This is a genomic window from Rhizobium sp. WW22, from assembly GCF_047041135.1.
GTDB lineage: Bacteria > Pseudomonadota > Alphaproteobacteria > Rhizobiales > Rhizobiaceae > Rhizobium.
In genome coordinates, this window is sequence record NZ_CP178198.1 from 259060 (window position 1) to 274738 (window position 15679).

General features: G+C 59.6%; 17 protein-coding genes and 1 pseudogene. 15 read left to right on the forward strand and 3 right to left on the reverse strand.

What is annotated here, in order from left to right; translation table 11 throughout:
• Positions 1–47 precede the first annotated feature (47 nt).
• Both ACK83U_RS01375 and motA read right to left on the reverse strand, forming a co-directional pair.
• Positions 48–995: a FliM/FliN family flagellar motor switch protein gene (locus ACK83U_RS01375; protein WP_112336535.1), complete on the reverse strand. Its 948-nt coding sequence runs from the start codon at positions 993–995 to the stop codon at positions 48–50.
• 5 nt (positions 996–1000) lie between these two features.
• Positions 1001–1873, reverse strand: a complete 873-nt coding sequence (gene motA / locus ACK83U_RS01380) for a flagellar motor stator protein MotA (RefSeq protein ID WP_015338794.1) — start codon at positions 1871–1873, stop codon at positions 1001–1003.
• A gap of 223 nt (positions 1874–2096) precedes the next feature.
• On the opposite strand from motA, the gene flgF reads away from it, so the two are divergent.
• From flgF to fliP, 13 genes and pseudogenes are all read left to right on the forward strand, one after another.
• A complete protein-coding gene (gene flgF / locus ACK83U_RS01385) occupies positions 2097–2831 on the forward strand; it encodes a flagellar basal-body rod protein FlgF (protein ID WP_015338795.1) in 735 nt (244 codons plus the stop codon).
• Positions 2832–2843: 12 nt separating this feature from the next.
• Positions 2844–4228: pseudogene (gene fliI, locus ACK83U_RS01390) on the forward strand (flagellar protein export ATPase FliI).
• A gap of 64 nt (positions 4229–4292) precedes the next feature.
• Positions 4293–4859, forward strand: coding sequence for a flagellar protein (locus tag ACK83U_RS01395; protein WP_210290404.1), 567 nt, complete (start codon positions 4293–4295; stop codon positions 4857–4859).
• A 118-nt stretch (positions 4860–4977) separates the two neighbouring features.
• On the forward strand, positions 4978–5370 hold the full coding sequence (gene flgB, locus ACK83U_RS01400; RefSeq protein WP_112336532.1) for a flagellar basal body rod protein FlgB: 393 nt from the start codon (positions 4978–4980) through the stop codon (positions 5368–5370).
• A gap of 16 nt (positions 5371–5386) precedes the next feature.
• Positions 5387–5803, forward strand: a complete 417-nt coding sequence (gene flgC / locus ACK83U_RS01405; RefSeq protein ID WP_112336531.1) for a flagellar basal body rod protein FlgC — start codon at positions 5387–5389, stop codon at positions 5801–5803.
• On the forward strand, positions 5800–6150 hold the full coding sequence (locus ACK83U_RS01410) for a flagellar hook-basal body complex protein FliE (protein WP_112608115.1): 351 nt from the start codon (positions 5800–5802) through the stop codon (positions 6148–6150). Before flgC ends, ACK83U_RS01410 begins: the two co-directional genes overlap by 4 nt.
• A 97-nt stretch (positions 6151–6247) precedes the next feature.
• Entirely contained in the window at positions 6248–7036 is a 789-nt protein-coding gene (flgG, locus tag ACK83U_RS01415) for a flagellar basal-body rod protein FlgG (protein WP_015338801.1), read from the forward strand.
• Between the two features lie 34 nt (positions 7037–7070).
• On the forward strand, positions 7071–7556 hold the full coding sequence (gene flgA, locus ACK83U_RS01420) for a flagellar basal body P-ring formation chaperone FlgA (RefSeq protein ID WP_376766850.1): 486 nt from the start codon (positions 7071–7073) through the stop codon (positions 7554–7556).
• Positions 7553–8671: a flagellar basal body P-ring protein FlgI gene (locus tag ACK83U_RS01425; protein ID WP_112397934.1), complete on the forward strand. Its 1119-nt coding sequence runs from the start codon at positions 7553–7555 to the stop codon at positions 8669–8671. Before flgA ends, ACK83U_RS01425 begins: the two co-directional genes overlap by 4 nt.
• Complete coding sequence (locus ACK83U_RS01430; protein ID WP_112336528.1) at positions 8668–9210, forward strand: MotE family protein; 543 nt, start codon at positions 8668–8670, stop codon at positions 9208–9210. The genes ACK83U_RS01425 and ACK83U_RS01430 overlap by 4 nt, the downstream gene beginning before the upstream one ends.
• Positions 9207–9920 carry a flagellar basal body L-ring protein FlgH gene (flgH, locus tag ACK83U_RS01435; protein WP_112608117.1) on the forward strand — a complete coding sequence of 238 codons (714 nt, stop codon included), beginning with the start codon at positions 9207–9209 and terminating at the stop codon, positions 9918–9920. Before ACK83U_RS01430 ends, flgH begins: the two co-directional genes overlap by 4 nt.
• Before the next feature lie 23 nt (positions 9921–9943).
• Positions 9944–10438 (forward strand): flagellar basal body-associated FliL family protein, encoded by a 495-nt coding sequence (locus ACK83U_RS01440; RefSeq protein ID WP_112608119.1) that lies wholly within the window; start codon positions 9944–9946, stop codon positions 10436–10438.
• Entirely contained in the window at positions 10435–11193 is a 759-nt protein-coding gene (gene fliP, locus ACK83U_RS01445) for a flagellar type III secretion system pore protein FliP (RefSeq protein WP_112608121.1), read from the forward strand. The genes ACK83U_RS01440 and fliP overlap by 4 nt, the downstream gene beginning before the upstream one ends.
• 53 nt (positions 11194–11246) lie before the next feature.
• Here fliP and ACK83U_RS01450 read toward each other — a convergent pair whose 3' ends face one another.
• Positions 11247–13190, reverse strand: coding sequence for a glycosyl transferase (locus tag ACK83U_RS01450; protein ID WP_112608133.1), 1944 nt, complete (start codon positions 13188–13190; stop codon positions 11247–11249).
• Positions 13191–13523: 333 nt separating this feature from the next.
• Here ACK83U_RS01450 and ACK83U_RS01455 point away from each other — a divergent pair, with 333 nt between their 5' ends.
• Together ACK83U_RS01455 and ACK83U_RS01460 are read left to right on the forward strand one after the other, a co-directional pair.
• Positions 13524–14435 carry a flagellin gene (locus ACK83U_RS01455; RefSeq protein WP_183713063.1) on the forward strand — a complete coding sequence of 304 codons (912 nt, stop codon included), beginning with the start codon at positions 13524–13526 and terminating at the stop codon, positions 14433–14435.
• Between the two features lie 254 nt (positions 14436–14689).
• On the forward strand, positions 14690–15601 hold the full coding sequence (locus tag ACK83U_RS01460) for a flagellin (protein ID WP_183713060.1): 912 nt from the start codon (positions 14690–14692) through the stop codon (positions 15599–15601).
• The last annotated feature ends 78 nt before the right edge of the window (positions 15602–15679 follow it).

Here is a 15679-nt window from a genome sequence, read left to right on the forward strand (position 1 = left end):
TTGAAACTTGCCTCAAGCTGCCGTGAGTGGGCTCACACGCCAGCAGATCAATTCATCAAGTGTCGAAGAAGCTCGTCGTCGGAGTTGACGTTGTCCTTGACGCGCACGGTATAATTTTCGCCAGAGCGGCCGAATTCGCAAATGTAGAGGTCTTTGCTGTTGGCGCTGACCTCGACCCGGACGTCGCCGCTATGATCCATGAAGGGAATGACATCGCCGACCGCGAGCTTGGAAATGGTATCGAGCGTCAGCGATTCGAGCCGAACTCGCGCTTCGAGCGTTACCTGCGAGCGGCGCACCTGCTCGCCGAGCTGTTCCGACCATGTCTGGGAAGCGGCCGTCGGGTTCTTGGCGCGAGGCGTGCTGACGACGGTGCGCAGCAGGTCGCGTTGCGGTGCGATGATAACGATCTGCGAAATCGACTTGCCGAGCGAGATCGTCATTGTGATCGCAGCGGCAAAATCGTTACCGTTGTCACCGATGGCCGCCGGGCGGTCTTCGACATTATAAGGCTGGTCAAGATAGGGCTCGAAACCGCCGGCTGCGTTCACCGCCGAGCGAAGCACTTTGGCGATCTTTTCGAATACCATGACGGAAAGATCGAGTTCGATCACTGAAAGTGGCCGCGCGACCGGCGCTTCCATATCTTCAGCGCGTGCGCCAAGCATATGCTCCATCAGCGTCATGATAAAGCCGGCGCCGCAGCCGAGGATGAAGTTAGGGGCCCAGTTGCGCAGCGAACCGTTGACCAGCGCATGATGGCCACCGAGCCCGGCAATCAGCTCGTTCATCGAGCCGGACTGACAGTCGGCATAGGCGATGTTGATGTCCAGGCCCGTCTCGCTCTTGATGATGTCGGGCAGGAATTCGGCGTAGACCTGGGCGAAGGCGGTGCCGAGTTTCGCAAGCGTCGCCTGATCGCCGAGATTGCCTGTAAGCTTGGCAAAAAGGGTGCGGTCCATCGTCTGTGCCCTGTGCGCGGATTGCTGGCTCATATTCGTCAGGCTGCCTTGCTCTCACCGCCGGGGTTCATCATTTCCTGCTCGACGGCATCGATCGATGGACGTTCGTAGGAAGAGATGGTCTTGCGGCCGTATTCGAGGGCGACCTGCGGCACCGATCCGTTCATGTAGGCAAGCAGCGTCTGCTTCACGATGACGTAGAGGCGATGCTGCTTGTTGCGCACGACCTTGATCTGGGAAACCAGCGGTGCGCAGACGGAATAGGACAGGATAATGCCGAGGAAGGTGCCGACCAGCGCCGAACCGATGAGATGGCCGAGCACTTCGGGTGATTCGTTGATGTGGCTCATGGCCTTGATGACGCCGAGAACGGCAGCGACGATACCGATCGCCGGGAAGGAATCGCCCATGATCGTGATCGAATGATAGGGCTTCATCTTGTCGTGCTGCATCGTTTCGAGCTCTTCGTCCATCAGTGCCTCGATCTCGTGCGAGCGGGCATTGCCGATGATGATGAGCCGGACGTAGTCGCAGATGAAAGCCGTCAGATCCTTGTTCTTCAATACAGTCGGAGCAGCCTTGAAGATCGCCGATTCATCTGGGTTGTCGATATGGGCTTCGATCTCGTTGCGCGACTTGGTGCGCAGGTCGCGCATCAGGGCATAGAGTACGCCGAGCGTGTCGAGATAGTCACGCTCCTTGGGAACCGCGTGGCGGAAGGCCTCTCCGAGCGCTTTGCCGGAATCCTTCACCACCTTCATCGGATTGGCCATGATGAAGCCGCCGAGACCGGCGCCTGCGATAATGACGAATTCGAAAGGCTGGAACAGCGCGCCTACATCTCCGCCCATAGCCATGAAGCTGCCTATGATGCAGCCGCAGGTCACTACAAATCCGATAATAATATTCATCGTCGGTCCACACCTGAACGTTGCTTCATATGACGAACTAGGGGACCTGCCTTGCGTGAGGCTGTTCGATGGGTCTCCGAACATCCTTTTTGCCTTGTCAGCTTCGCACAAGCCAAGCCCTGCAGGATTGCGGGTAAGGGCATCCATGCCCCGCTAACGAAATGTAGGAGCGCCTGCGGCGTTTCCTTTCCCGTTATTCTCCAATGTCCGGAGGGCGTTGAAAATGCAGTCTGGTATTTATGTCGCGCTGTCATCCCAGATGGCGCTCGAGCGGCGTCTGACGACGATCGCCGACAATCTGGCGAACGTGAACACAACGGGCTTCCGTGGCACCGAGGTCAAGTTCGATCAGGTCCTCAGCAATACGGAAAACAAGCTCAACGCCAAGGTCGCCTTCGTCTCTCAGGGCAATGACTATCTCTCCACCGACAATGGCGAACTTCAAAACACCGGCAATCTCTTCGATTTTGCCGTCAAGGGGGATGCCTATTTCGGCATGAATACGCCGGCCGGCCTGGTGCTGACGCGCGACGGCCGCTTCACCATGACCGAAAGCGGCGCGCTGGTTTCCACGCGCGGCTTCCCAGTCCTCGATCCGGGCGGTGCGCCGATCCAGCTCGACCCCGCCGGCGGTCCGCCGAGCGTCGCGTCGAACGGCACGATCACGCAGAATGGCCGGAGCATGGGCCAGATCGGCCTCTATAGCGCCGATGTCAGCAAGGGCTTCCTGCGCTACGAAAACAGCGGCATCCTGCCGACCGATACGCCGCAGCCGGTGATCGATCGCTCGAGCATCGGGATTGCACAGGGCTACCTCGAAAACTCCAACGTCAACGGCATGCGGGAAATGACCAATCTTATCGAGGTCAGCCGTGCCTTCGACAATATCAGCACGCTCACCAGCAGCAGCGAAGGCACGCTTACCGACGCCATCAAAACCCTCGGCGGCAGCCAGTAAAGAGGGCTTGTCATGGTCGAGGATCGGTTGCCGGAGGGCGCGCTGTCGCCGAAGCTTTCGCATATGGCCGTCCTGGCGGGCCAATATGCGCTGGCGGAGAATGCCGTGGCCCATGGCGGTCATGTGCGCACCATCGCCGCTGGACACTATACGGTTGCCGGTCTTTCCAGGCAGGTGCGCCTGGCGATTTCGTCGCGCATCGGTCGTCGACCGGTGTCCATCTCGGCGAAGTCGTTCGCGTCGAACCCGAACTCACCTATGTCTGTCCGATCGAGCCGGGCGAGCCGATCGGCATCCAGGACACCATCATCCGCAAGGGTGCTTTCCGTATCGCGCCCGACGACAGCTGGTGCGGCCGCACGATCAACTCGCTCGGCGAGCCGATCGATGGCCTTGGTCCCCTGACGTCGGGTCTGGAAGCGCGCTCGATCGCAAATACGGCGCCGCCGTCGATGATGCGCAAGCGCGTCGAAACCGGCTTCAAAACCGGCGTTCGCGCCATCGATATCTTCTCGCCGCTTTGCCTTGGCCAGCGCCTCGGCATCTTCGCCGGCTCCGGCGTCGGCAAGTCGACGCTGCTGTCGATGCTGGCGAGGGCCGATGCTTTCGACAAGGTGGTGATCGCGCTTGTCGGCGAACGCGGCCGCGAAGTGCGTGAATTCATCGAGGATACGCTGGGCTCCCACATGCAGAAGTCGGTCGCCGTCGTTGCGACCAGCGACGAGAGCCCGATGCTGCGCAAGATGGCGCCGCTTTCGGCCATCACCATCGCCGAGCATTTCCGCGACAGGGGCGATAACGTTCTCCTGATCGTCGACAGCGTCACCCGTTTTGCTCATGCCATCCGCGAAGTGGCGACTGCCTCCGGCGAGCCGCCGATCGCACGCGGATATCCGGCGTCCGTTTTTACCGAGTTGCCACGCCTTCTCGAGCGGGCAGGCCCGGGACCGGAGGGGACCGGCACCATCACCGCCATCATCTCCATCCTGGTCGATGGCGACAATCATAACGACCCGATCGCCGATTCCACCCGTGGCATTCTCGACGGTCACATCGTGCTGCAGCGTAGCCTGGCCGAAGAAGGACGCTATCCGCCGATCGACCCGCTGGCATCCGTGTCGCGTCTGGCGCGCAAGGCCTGGACTTCGGATCAGGAAAAGCTGGTTTCGCGCCTGAAGGCGTTGGTGCATCGCTACGAGGAAACGCGCGATCTGCGTCTGATCGGCGGTTATCGCCAGGGCGCCGACGCCGATCTCGATATCGCGGTGCGCCAGGTCCCGATTATCTACGACATACTGAAGCAGACGCCGGGCGAAGAGCCGTCGGCGGATGCTTTTACCGATCTCGCGACGGCGCTCAGGAATGCTTCGGGCGGCGTCCCCGCCAGGGCCAAGTGATGGCCGTCCGTCGCACGATCTCGTTTTTTCCTGTCCGCAAGCCTGTCGAAGATTGCTGAACGACATGCTGAGAAAGAGGCCGCAAGTGAGAGAATCCGAAGCAGACGAACCGGTCGCCCCGCCGAAATCGGCGAGAAGGCGGACTGTTGCGGACAAGGCTCTGGCCTTTACCGGGCTGGCACTGGCCAGTGCCTCGGCCTTCTTTCCCTGGTATGTCTTTCTGAACCCGGAGAAGTTCGGCATCCAGGTGGCCGAAGGCGATCGCACCCGCGATCTGCCCAACTGGCCTGGCCGCGCCGTTGTCAGCGTGTCGCCGCTTGCCATGGTCAACAAGAATCCCTCGCAACCGAAGGATATCATCCCCGATCCGCTGACGACGGCAACGGTCAGCAATACCGGCCGCGAGGATGACAAAGGGCCGCCGGCCGATCAGCAGCCGTTCCCGGGCAAGTCTGCCTTCCAGCTGCTGCATGTCGCCAATGGCCGCGCTCTGATTGAGGACGACACCGGCATGTATGTCGTCCGTGTCGGATCGCTTCTGCCTGATAGCAGCCGGCTGGCTTCGATCGAGCAACGGGAAGGAAAATGGGTCATCGTCACCTCGACGGGCGATGTCTACGGCAGCAATTGAGGCAAGCACGGAATCGCCTGGATTTCAGGCACTCGAAGACTTTACAGGAACGCATTTCCCGCAAGTCCCACGCAAGATTATCCCGCTAGATTCACAGTGTAAGAACGGAGAGAAGCCCATGCAACCCATTCAGCTCTTTGACCTGGCCTCGCGGCAAGCGGAGTGGCTCCAGGTGCGTCAGCAGGTTGTTGCCGGCAATATCGCCAATGCCAATACCCCGAAGTTTCACGCCAAGGATGTCACGCCGTTCCAGGCGGTTCTGGACAACCAGAACGTCAACATGGTCCGGACCAGTCCTGCGCATCTTTCGGGCAACGAATTCAGCACGAGCGGCAACGTCAACGTCGAAGAGGCGCCGCTCAACCAGGAAATTGGTGTCCAGGAGTCGGGTAACACCGTCGGCCTGGAAGACGAGCTCGCCAAGGCCGGTGACATCAAGCGCCAGTACAGCTTGAACACCGCCCTCGTCGGCTCCTTTCATCGCATGATGTTGATGGCCGTAAAACAATAGATGAAGTGAAGATGTCATGGACCCCTTATCAGCCGCATTGAAAATTGCAGGCTCCGGCCTCGAGGCTCAATCGACTCGCCTGCGTATCGTCTCCGAAAATATCGCCAATGCCCGCTCGACGGGCGACACGCCGGGTGCCGATCCTTATCGGCGCAAGACCGTGACGTTCGGTGCCGAGATGGATCGTGCCAATGGCCTGACCACGGTCGGCGTCAAGAAGCTCGGCGAGGACACGGGCAAGTTCGTCGAAGAATACGATCCCAGTAATCCTGCCGCCGACCAGAAGGGCTACGTCAAGATGCCCAACGTCAACGTTCTGGTCGAGATGGCCGACATGCGGGAGGCCAATCGTTCATACGAAGCCAATCTGCAGACGGTCAGACAGGCCCGTGATCTCATCTCCTCCACCATTGATTTGCTGAAGAACCAATGATCGACGCGATTAAGAATGTAGCCTCCCTCTCGGCGACACGCGGCCTTGGCAGCATCGCCACGGATATGACCTCCGCCGCTTCCAGCGCGCTGAACGCCTCGCCGGCCGTTGCCGCGGGCGTAGATGCCGGAATGAGCTTTGCGTCCGTCATGTCGAATGTCGCGAAGGATTCCATCAATTCGCTCAAGGATGCTGAAAAAGCCTCCTTTGCCGGTATCAAGGGCACGATGAGCACCCGCGAGGTGGTCGATAAGGTCATGCAGGCCGATCAGACCCTGCAGACCGCGATCGCACTGCGCGACAAGGTGGTCTCGGCGTTTCTCGATATTACGAAGATGCAGATCTAGTGCGGGGTTTTCCGCTCTAATTATTTGATTTGGCGTGAGTTGTTCGCAGGCCGCTTCGCGGTTTCGGAGATCCCGCCCTGGCTCGAAGGACGAAAGCATGAGAGCGCTCGCAATTGCCGCGACGGGCATGGACGCCCAGCAGACCAATCTCGAAGTGATCGCGAATAACATCGCGAATATCAACACGACGGGTTACAAGCGCTCGCGCGCCGAGTTTTCCGACCTTCTTTATCAAACGGAACGCGCCAAGGGCATTGCCAACAGGCCGAACCAGGCGGTGGTGCCGGAAGGCGCCAATATCGGCCTCGGCGTGCAGACCGTGGCCGTACGCAACATCCAGGTCCAGGGCCAACTCTCGCAGACGCAAAACGATCTCGATATCGCTCTGGTCGGTCGCGGCTGGTTCCAGATCCAGATGCCCGACCGCACGATCGCTTACACCCGCGCCGGCTCTTTCAACAGAAGTGATACCGGCCAGATCGTCACGCCCGATGGCAACACATTGGCGCCGGGCATTACCGTTCCGAACAATGCCACCAGCCTCACCGTCAGCCAGTCCGGCCAGGTTTCTGCAATCATCGGCACGGCGACCACGCCGACGGTACTCGGCCAGTTGCAGATTGCCAATTTCGTCAACGAAGCCGGCCTGCAGCCGATGGGCAGCAACCTCTTCACGCAGACGCCGGCCTCCGGCGATCCGGTTGTCTCAGATCCCAACCAGAACGGCTTCGGCTACATGAAGCAATTCTATCTCGAATCGTCGAACGTCGATCCGGTCAAGGAAATTACCGATCTGATCACCGCACAGCGCGCCTATGAGATGAATTCGAAGGTCATTACCACGGCCGACGAAATGGCGCAGGTCGTCAGCAAGAACCTGAAGTAACGAGAGGGACGGGCCAAACATGAGGTTTCGCCGGATGAAAAGCTTGGCAATGGCATGGTTCGCCGCAGCGAGCCTCTCCGTCGTATTTGCGTCGCCTACACCCGCCGGTGCGCAGAGCACCGATGGAGGAAGTTTCGGAACTGCCGTAGTGCCGACCGAGACGATCTATCCGGGCGATATCATCACCAGCGGTCAGCTCGAAGAGGTTGATGTTACCAACCCCAATCTGAGCGGTGACTATGCCAAGCGGCTCCGCGAAGTGACCGGCTTGGTCTCGAAGCGCACGCTACTTCCCGGACGCACCATTTCCATTTCCGCGCTGCGCCAGCCATATGCGGTAACGCGCGGCTCCAATGTTCGTCTGGTGATGAGCATGGGCAGCATGACGATCACCGCCGCGGGCACGCCGCTGGATGACGGCGCCGTCGGCGACAATATCCGCGCCCGCAACATGGACTCCGGCATCATCGTCAACGGCACGGTCCTCCAAAACGGCACGATACGCGTGGTCGCGAAATGAAACGGCTTCGTCAATTACTCGCAGTCCTATTCGCATTGCCGAGCCTGATCGTCGCCGATCCAGCGCTCGCGATGCAATCGCGCATCAAGGATATCGCATCGCTGCAATCCGGCCGTGACAACCAGCTGATCGGCTACGGTCTGATCGTCGGTCTCCAGGGGACCGGCGACGGGCTGCGTTCCTCGCCTTTCACCGAGCAGTCCATGCGCGCGATGCTGCAGAACCTCGGCATCTCGACGCAAGGCGGCCAGTCCGCCGCCAAGAATACGGCAGCCGTCATGGTGACGGCGAACTTGCCGCCCTTTGCAAGCCCGGGCAGCCGCATCGACGTGACGGTCAGCTCGCTCGGCGATGCGACGTCGCTGCGCGGCGGCACGCTGATCATGACCTCGCTGAGCGGCGCCGATGGACAGATCTATGCCGTGGCGCAGGGCTCCGTCATCGTATCCGGCTTCCAGGCGCAGGGTGCCGCCGCCACGGTGACCGAGGGTGTTACCACGGCTGGCCGCGTGCCCGGCGGTGCCATCATCGAGCGTGAGCTGCCGTCTCGTTTCAAGGATTCCGTCAATCTGGTCCTGCAGCTGCGCAATCCGGATTTCTCGACGTCGATCCGCATTTCCGACACGGTCAACACCTGGGCGACCTCGCGGTTTGGTGCGCCGATCGCAGAAGCCAAGGATTCGCAGGAAGTGACGATTGCCAAGCCGAAGATGGCCGATCTGGCGCGGCTGATGGCCGATATCGAAAATCTCAATGTTCAGACCGACACGCCGGCCAAGGTCGTCATCAATGAGCGCACGGGTACGATCGTCATTGGGGCCGACGTCCGCGTCTCGCCGGTCGCCGTCAGCTACGGAACGCTGACCGTGCAGGTCAGCGAGAACCCGCAGGTGATCCAGCCAGAACCCTTCTCCGATGGCCAGACGGCGATCCAGGACCAGACCGATATCACTGCCACCAAGAGCGGCGGCCGTGTGGCGGTGCTGGAAGGGCCTGACCTGAAGACGCTGGTCGCAGGCCTCAACAATATCGGCGTCAAGCCGGACGGTATCATCGCCATCCTGCAAGGCATCAAGTCGGCCGGCGCCCTGCAAGCGGAGCTCGTGCTGCAATGATCCCGAACGCCATTGCCAGAAATATGCTGATCGGCTGCAGCCTCGCAACGGCAGCCCTGCTCTTGTCACTCGGTGCGGCTCTGGCGCAGGAAGCGCCGAAGCCGGTCGCGGCCGATCCGGCTTCCAGCCAGGATGAGATCCGCCAGTTCTGCACCAATATCGCCGATCCGGCACGAGACCAACGCTATTTGCTGCAGAAGCAGGAACTGGAAAAACTCCAGGCGGACGTCGATCAGCGTATCGCCACCATGGACAAGCGCAAAGCCGAATACGAAGACTGGCTGAAAAAGCGCGATGACTTCCTCAAGACCGCGGATCTAGGCCTGGTCGATATCTACAAGAACATGAAGCCGGATGCGGCCGCAGCCAGCCTCAATGATGTCAGAACCGTCGTGGCGGCTGCAATCATCATGAAGCTCTCCGCGCGCCAGTCGAGCCTCATTCTTGCAGAGATGGATGCGAAAAAGGCGGCGGTCATCACCAACATCATCGCCAGCGCATCCGACCCGAATACATCGAAGTCGAAGGACCCCTCATGAACACGCGTCTTACGGCCGCCTGCGCAATCGTCGTCTTTCTCGCCGGTTGCCAGTCGCAGGCCCTCAGGGAAATCGGCAGGGCGCCTGCCATGAGTCCGATCGGCAGCGGCCTGCAATATGCGCAGACGCCGCAGATGTCTCAATATCCAAAGCGGCCTCATCAGGTCGCACAGGGCTATTCGCTCTGGAACGATTCGCAGGCCGCCTTGTTTAAGGATTCGCGCGCGCTCAATGTCGGCGACATCCTGACGGTCACGATCAAGATCGACGATAAGGCGAACTGGGACAACGAGACCAATCGCAATCGCACGAACAAGAGCGATATGAATTGGGATATTTCGGCCAAGATTTTTGGCTGGAGGCCTGCCACCAACGCCGACGCCACCTCGGGCTCCGACACCAGCACCGACAGCAAGGGCAAGATGCAGCGCTCCGAGCAGATCAACCTTCTGGTCGCAGCTGTCGTGACGGGCATTCTCGAAAACGGCAACCTGATGATCAGCGGCTCGCAGGAAGTGCGTATGAACCAGGAAATCCGCATTCTCAATGTCGCCGGCATCGTCCGGCCGCAGGACGTGACGTCCGACAATACCATTTCCTACGACAAGATTGCCGAGGCGCGCATTTCCTATGGCGGCCGCGGCCGCCTGACGGAAATACAGCAGCCGCCGAGAGGGCAGCAGGCGGTCGACCTGCTCTCGCCGCTCTGATTTGATAGCGAACGGATAGGGATATGGCAGCAGTCGCAGACGAATCGGCAAAGGGCAAGGGATCGTCGCTGATCATGATGGTTGCCGGGCTGCTGGTACTCACCGTACTCGGCGGCGGCGGAGGCTGGGTACTGGGAACCATGGTGGCGCCGCGGATCAAGCAGGCCACTGCTGCGGTGCAGGCGACGGCAAAGGCTGGCGGCGACAGCAAGCAGGCTGCAGCCGCCGCCCAGGCAAACGGCATCATCGCGCTCGATCCGATCACCGTCAACCTCGCTTATCCCTCGCAGAACTGGATCAGGCTGGAGCTTGCGCTCGTTTTCAAAGGGCCGCCTGACGCCCAGCTTGCCCAGGCGATCCATCAGGACATCCTCGCCTATATCCGCACGGTCTCCCTGCAGCAGATCGAAGGCGCCCGTGGCCTGCAATATCTTCGGGATGACATCCAGGAGCGTGTTGACCTGCGCTCGGAAGGACGAGTATCGAAAGTTATGTTCAGAACTTTCGTGATCGAATGAGTCGGCCAGCACTTGCTCTATTTATATTCGTGATTGCTGCCTTGTCGCCTGAACTGGCGGGGGCGCAGCAATTGTCGCAGCAGCTTCCCACCGATCTTCTGAACGCGCCGGTCAACGGCTCGGTTGCTGCCTGGATCATCCGTACCTTCGGGCTGCTGACGATCCTGTCGATCGCGCCGGGTATCCTGATCATGGTGACGAGCTTTCCGCGCTTCATCATCGCCTTTTCGATCCTGCGCACCGGCATGGGCCTCGCAACGACGCCGTCGAACATGATCCTGCTGAGTCTTTCACTGTTCATGACGTTTTATGTCATGTCGCCGACCTTCGATCAGGCCTGGAAGGATGGCGTGCAGCCGCTACTTGCCAACCAGGTTTCGGAAGCCGACGCGGTGCAGCGCATTGCCGAGCCTTTCCGCACCTTCATGTCGAACAATACGCGCGACAAGGACCTGAAGCTTTTCGTCGATCTGGCGAAGGAACGCGGCCAGTCGACGGTCGTCGACAACAAGATCGATTACCGCGTTCTGATCCCGGCCTTCATGATCTCGGAGATCCGCCGCGGCTTCGAAATCGGCTTCCTGGTGGTACTGCCGTTTCTCGTCATCGACCTGATCGTGTCGACCATCGTCATGGCGATGGGCATGATGATGCTGCCACCCACCTCGATCTCTCTGCCGTTCAAGATTCTCTTCTTCGTGCTGATCGACGGCTGGAACCTCTTGGTTGGCAGCCTGGTCCGCTCTTTCCACTGATATGAAAAGCACAAGGCGATCATCAGAGCCGCAGCCCCGATGATCGCTGAAGCTTACTCGGCCGCGATCGCAGCCGAGTTCCGGTCATCTTCCATGAAAGGTTCCGAGCGCTCCGGCAGCGCCGGCACGTCGATGTGATCGGGTGCCAGTCCCTGCTTGGCCCGGGTCGCCATCATTTCGAAAGCCGTCTCCAGATGGTGCGTGAAGCGTTCAGCATCGAAGAGCGGCTTGATGGAGCGATTGGCGGCCAGAATTTGCTTGAACTCAGCGATACGCTCCGGCTGCTCGGCGAGCTGCACGGCCATGTCCTCGTAGGTCTGGATGTCTCCGGCCACCAATTCGGGCAGGCCGATCGCATTCAGCAGGCTTTCGCTGACGCGTGAGGCGAAGTTGGTGCCCTTCACCGTGAGGACCGGCAGACCGCCCCACAGCTGCTCCGATGTGGTCGTATGGCCGTTGACGGGGAAGGTGTCGAGGCCGAGATCGGCCAGCTGCTGGCGGTCGATGTGATCCTCGTAGCGAATGCGAGTGGTGAAGATGACCCGCTTGCGGCTGATGCCACGCGCTTCCAGACGTGCCCAGAGATTGGCCTCTGCGCGGGGACCGTTGCAGAGCAGCCAAAGCACACTGTTCTTGCTGCGCTTCAGAATGTTGCACCACACGTCGACCATCTGTGAGGTGATCTTGCGATTGCCGTTGAAGGAGGCGAAGACGAAGGCGTCTTCGGGAAGCTTGTGCTGCGCGCGGGTCGTCGGTCGCGGCTTCGGACGGTTGAGCGGATCGTTCGGCTGGTAGCATTCGGGTAGGCGGCAGAATTTCTCGTGGAAATGTGGCTTTGAATGATCCGGAAGCACATAATGATCGCCGATGATGTAGTCGAGGTCGATGTTGACGACGGAGCCGGGAAAACCGAGCCAGGAAACATGGATCGGAGCTGCCATATGGTTGAGGATAGCTGCGCGGCTTGCTTTGGTGTGCCCCTTGAGATCGACAAGAATGTCGATATTTCGAGTTCGGATCTCCTCTGCCGCGCCCTGGTCGGACAGACCGCGAACGTCGACCATCGTCCCCCATTTCTGATCATCGAACCCTTGTTCCTTCTGGGAAGCGAGATCGGAATGGTCGAAGAGGGTGATCTCGAACCTATCCCTGTCGTGCAGCTCCAGGGTCCGCTGCATCAGCTTCATCGTCGCGTGGCCAGGCCAGAAATCGGACGAGAGATAGCCGACGCGGATCTTGTTGCTCCACGTGTGTGGCAATTTGCGACGAGCCTCAGCAAGGCCGGCGGGCAGGGGTTTTGTGTCGTGGATAGCATGCTTGTTAATTGCTTCATCGCCACACCAATGCAGGTGGAAGAAGGGGTTGTCCGGGATCACGTAAGCGAGATTGCCCTCTGCCAGTGCCGCTGTGATCGGCGGCATGTACCTGTCGACAACCGCGAGATCGGATATTTCTCGGGCGAAGATCAGATGAAGTATGCGAGCGATGCTGCTGTCGGGATGTTTCTTGAATAGCGTCGCAACCAGGTGCCGGTTACTTTCGTCGTAGAGATCGTCGGTGAGGAGTTTCGATGCCATGAGCCGATGCTCGGCCTTCGGTCCCTCGACCAGTACCGTCTTGAAGCCGCTCAGGAGTTCTTTCTGCTCTCGGCTCAGGAAAATGCGGGCGAGAATAAAGGCAAGATCCGGGTCCTTGAACGCCATTGGAAGGATCAGGTTGCCGACCGCGAGAGCCTGATCGTCATTGCCGCATTCGCTATGAAGCAGCAGCGCCTCGCGAAGATAGTCGTCGCGCTGCGGCTTTTGCCGGCCCGCCAGCTCATAGGCGCTCGCCGCATCCGATCTGAACCCAAGTTTGAGCAGTGTTTTTGCCAGCAACGCATAGGTTTTGGGCGATCTGTCGACATTAAGCAGCTCGTTCAGTGTCTCGAGCGCGCGCGTATACTGTCCCTTCTGATAGAAACCGGACGCTGTCGAAAAGGCATTTTTCGTAGTCACGAGCGAGAACTCCAAGCGGAATGTTGAACTGGCACTCGCCAACAGCCGAGTGCCGGAATCATGGATTCCGCCCGATCTTCGCGCACGTAGCTTGCCTGAAACCGAAGCAGCGGCCGAAAATGCCTTTACGCATTTTTAGCTACGTTCCGGAGAGCTGCTTACCGGCGGATCGAATTTAAGAAATTGGCAAGCAATGGATGCGACTTTCCTTGCGACATGACGGGTTTGGTCCTCTAGGAAAACGGATCGAGGGGCATGAAGCTGCTCCGTCATCGCCGGTATCTCCAGTCCGGTATGTCCTCCTTTTGTATCCAGTTTCCAGGGGACACTCCTATGACCAGCATTATTACCAACAATTCCGCAATGGCCGCTCTCCAGACGCTGCGCGGCATCAGCAGCAATCTGCAGGACACTCAGGCTGCTGTTTCTTCGGGCCTGCGTATCTCCAAGGCTTCCGACAACGCCGCTTACTGGTCGATCGCCACCAGCATGAAGTCCGACAACGGTGCCATCGGCGCGGTTTCCGACGCTCTCGGCCTCGGCGCCGCAAAGGTTGACACCGCTTCGACGGCCGTCGGCAGCGCCATCGATATCGTCGGCCAGATCAAGAGCAAGCTTGCCACCGCCATGGAAGGTTCGGTTGACAAGAAGGCTGTTCAGGAAGAAATCGGCCAGCTGCAGCAGCAGCTGCAGAGCGTTGCCCAGTCGGCTTCGTTCAACGGCGAAAACTGGGTCATGGCTTCGAGCGGCGGCTCCGCTTCGGTCGTCTCGTCCTTCATCCGCGGCACCAACGGCACCGTTTCGGTCAGCACGACCTCCTACGCCTTCGACGCCAGCGCAACCGGCAACGTTCTGTTCGGCTCGAGCGGTGGCACGATCGACACGACTTCGGGCATCCTCGGTACGTCGGATGCGTCGGTTGGCGCTTCGGTCTTCAGCCTCGACATCTCCAGCATGACGACCGGCCAGATCTCCAGTGCCCTCAACATGGTTCAGACTGCTCTGAACTCCATGACCAGCCTCGGCTCCAAGCTGGGCTCCGTCTCCAGCCGTATCGATCTGCAGACGAGCTTCGCTTCCTCGCTTTCCGACTCGATCCAGTCGGGTGTGGGCAAGCTGGTTGATGCCAACATGGAACAGGAATCGAGCAAGCTGTCCGCTCTGCAGACGCAGCAGCAGCTCGCTATCCAGTCTCTGTCGATCGCCAACTCCTCGAACCAGTCGATCTTGTCGCTCTTCCGTTAATAGGAAGAACCAACGCAGCGCGTTGGTCGAAAATCCTAAACAACAAGTTAACCGCACCTACCTAAGGTGCGGTTTTTTTTATATTTTCTGCCTCAAGCCAGTTCAGCTTTTCTTAACTATATTGCTGTTTCTTAGGACCATCGAAGCGGCGAGTTAACCTTAACGATTTTGGTTAACAGGCATGATGCTGAATGCCGTTACCGGTTTAGGTCCGGAATGTCCCTTATTTAACCACTGCCAAAGGGGCAAATATCATGACGAGCATTCTTACCAACAACGCCGCAATGGCCGCTCTCCAGACGCTGCGCAGCATCGGCTCCAACCTGCAGCAGACGCAGAGCGCCGTTTCTTCGGGCCTGCGTATCTCCAAGGCTTCCGACAACGCCGCTTACTGGTCGATCGCCACCAGCATGAAGTCCGACAACGGTGCCATCGGCGCGGTTTCCGACGCTCTCGGCCTCGGCGCCGCAAAGGTTGACACTGCAACCACCGCCGTCACCAGCGCCATCGACATCGTCGGCCAGATCAAGAACAAGCTTGCCACCGCCATGGAAGCTTCGGTCGACAAGAAGTCCATCCAGGAAGAAATCGGCCAGCTGCAGCAGCAGCTGCAGAGCGTTGCCCAGTCGGCTTCGTTCAACGGCGAAAACTGGGTCATGGCTTCGAGCGGCGGCTCCGCTTCGGTCGTCTCGTCCTTTATCCGCGGCACCAACGGCACCGTTTCGATCAGCACGACCTCCTACGCCTTCGACGCCAGCGCAACCGGCAACGTTCTGTTCGGCTCGAGCGGTGGCACGATCGACACGACTTCGGGCATCCTCGGTACGTCGGATGCGTCGGTTGGCGCTTCGGTCTTCAGCCTCGACATCACCAACATGACGGGCGGCCAGATCTCCAGCGCCCTGAACATGGTTCAGACCGCTATGAACTCCATGACCAGCCTCGGCTCCAAGCTGGGCTCTGTCTCCGCTCGCATCGATCTGCAGTCGAGCTTCGCTTCCTCGCTCTCCGACTCGATCCAGTCGGGCGTCGGCAAGCTGGTTGACGCCAACATGGAACAGGAATCGAGCAAGCTGTCCGCTCTGCAGACGCAGCAGCAGCTGGCCGTCCAGTCTCTGTCGATCGCCAACTCTTCGAGCCAGTCGATCCTGTCGCTCTTCCGTTAATAGGAAGAACCAACGCAGCGCGTTGGTCGATGGTAGCAGACAAGCCTTCGCCGCGCCTTCTCCGGAAGGCGCGGTTTT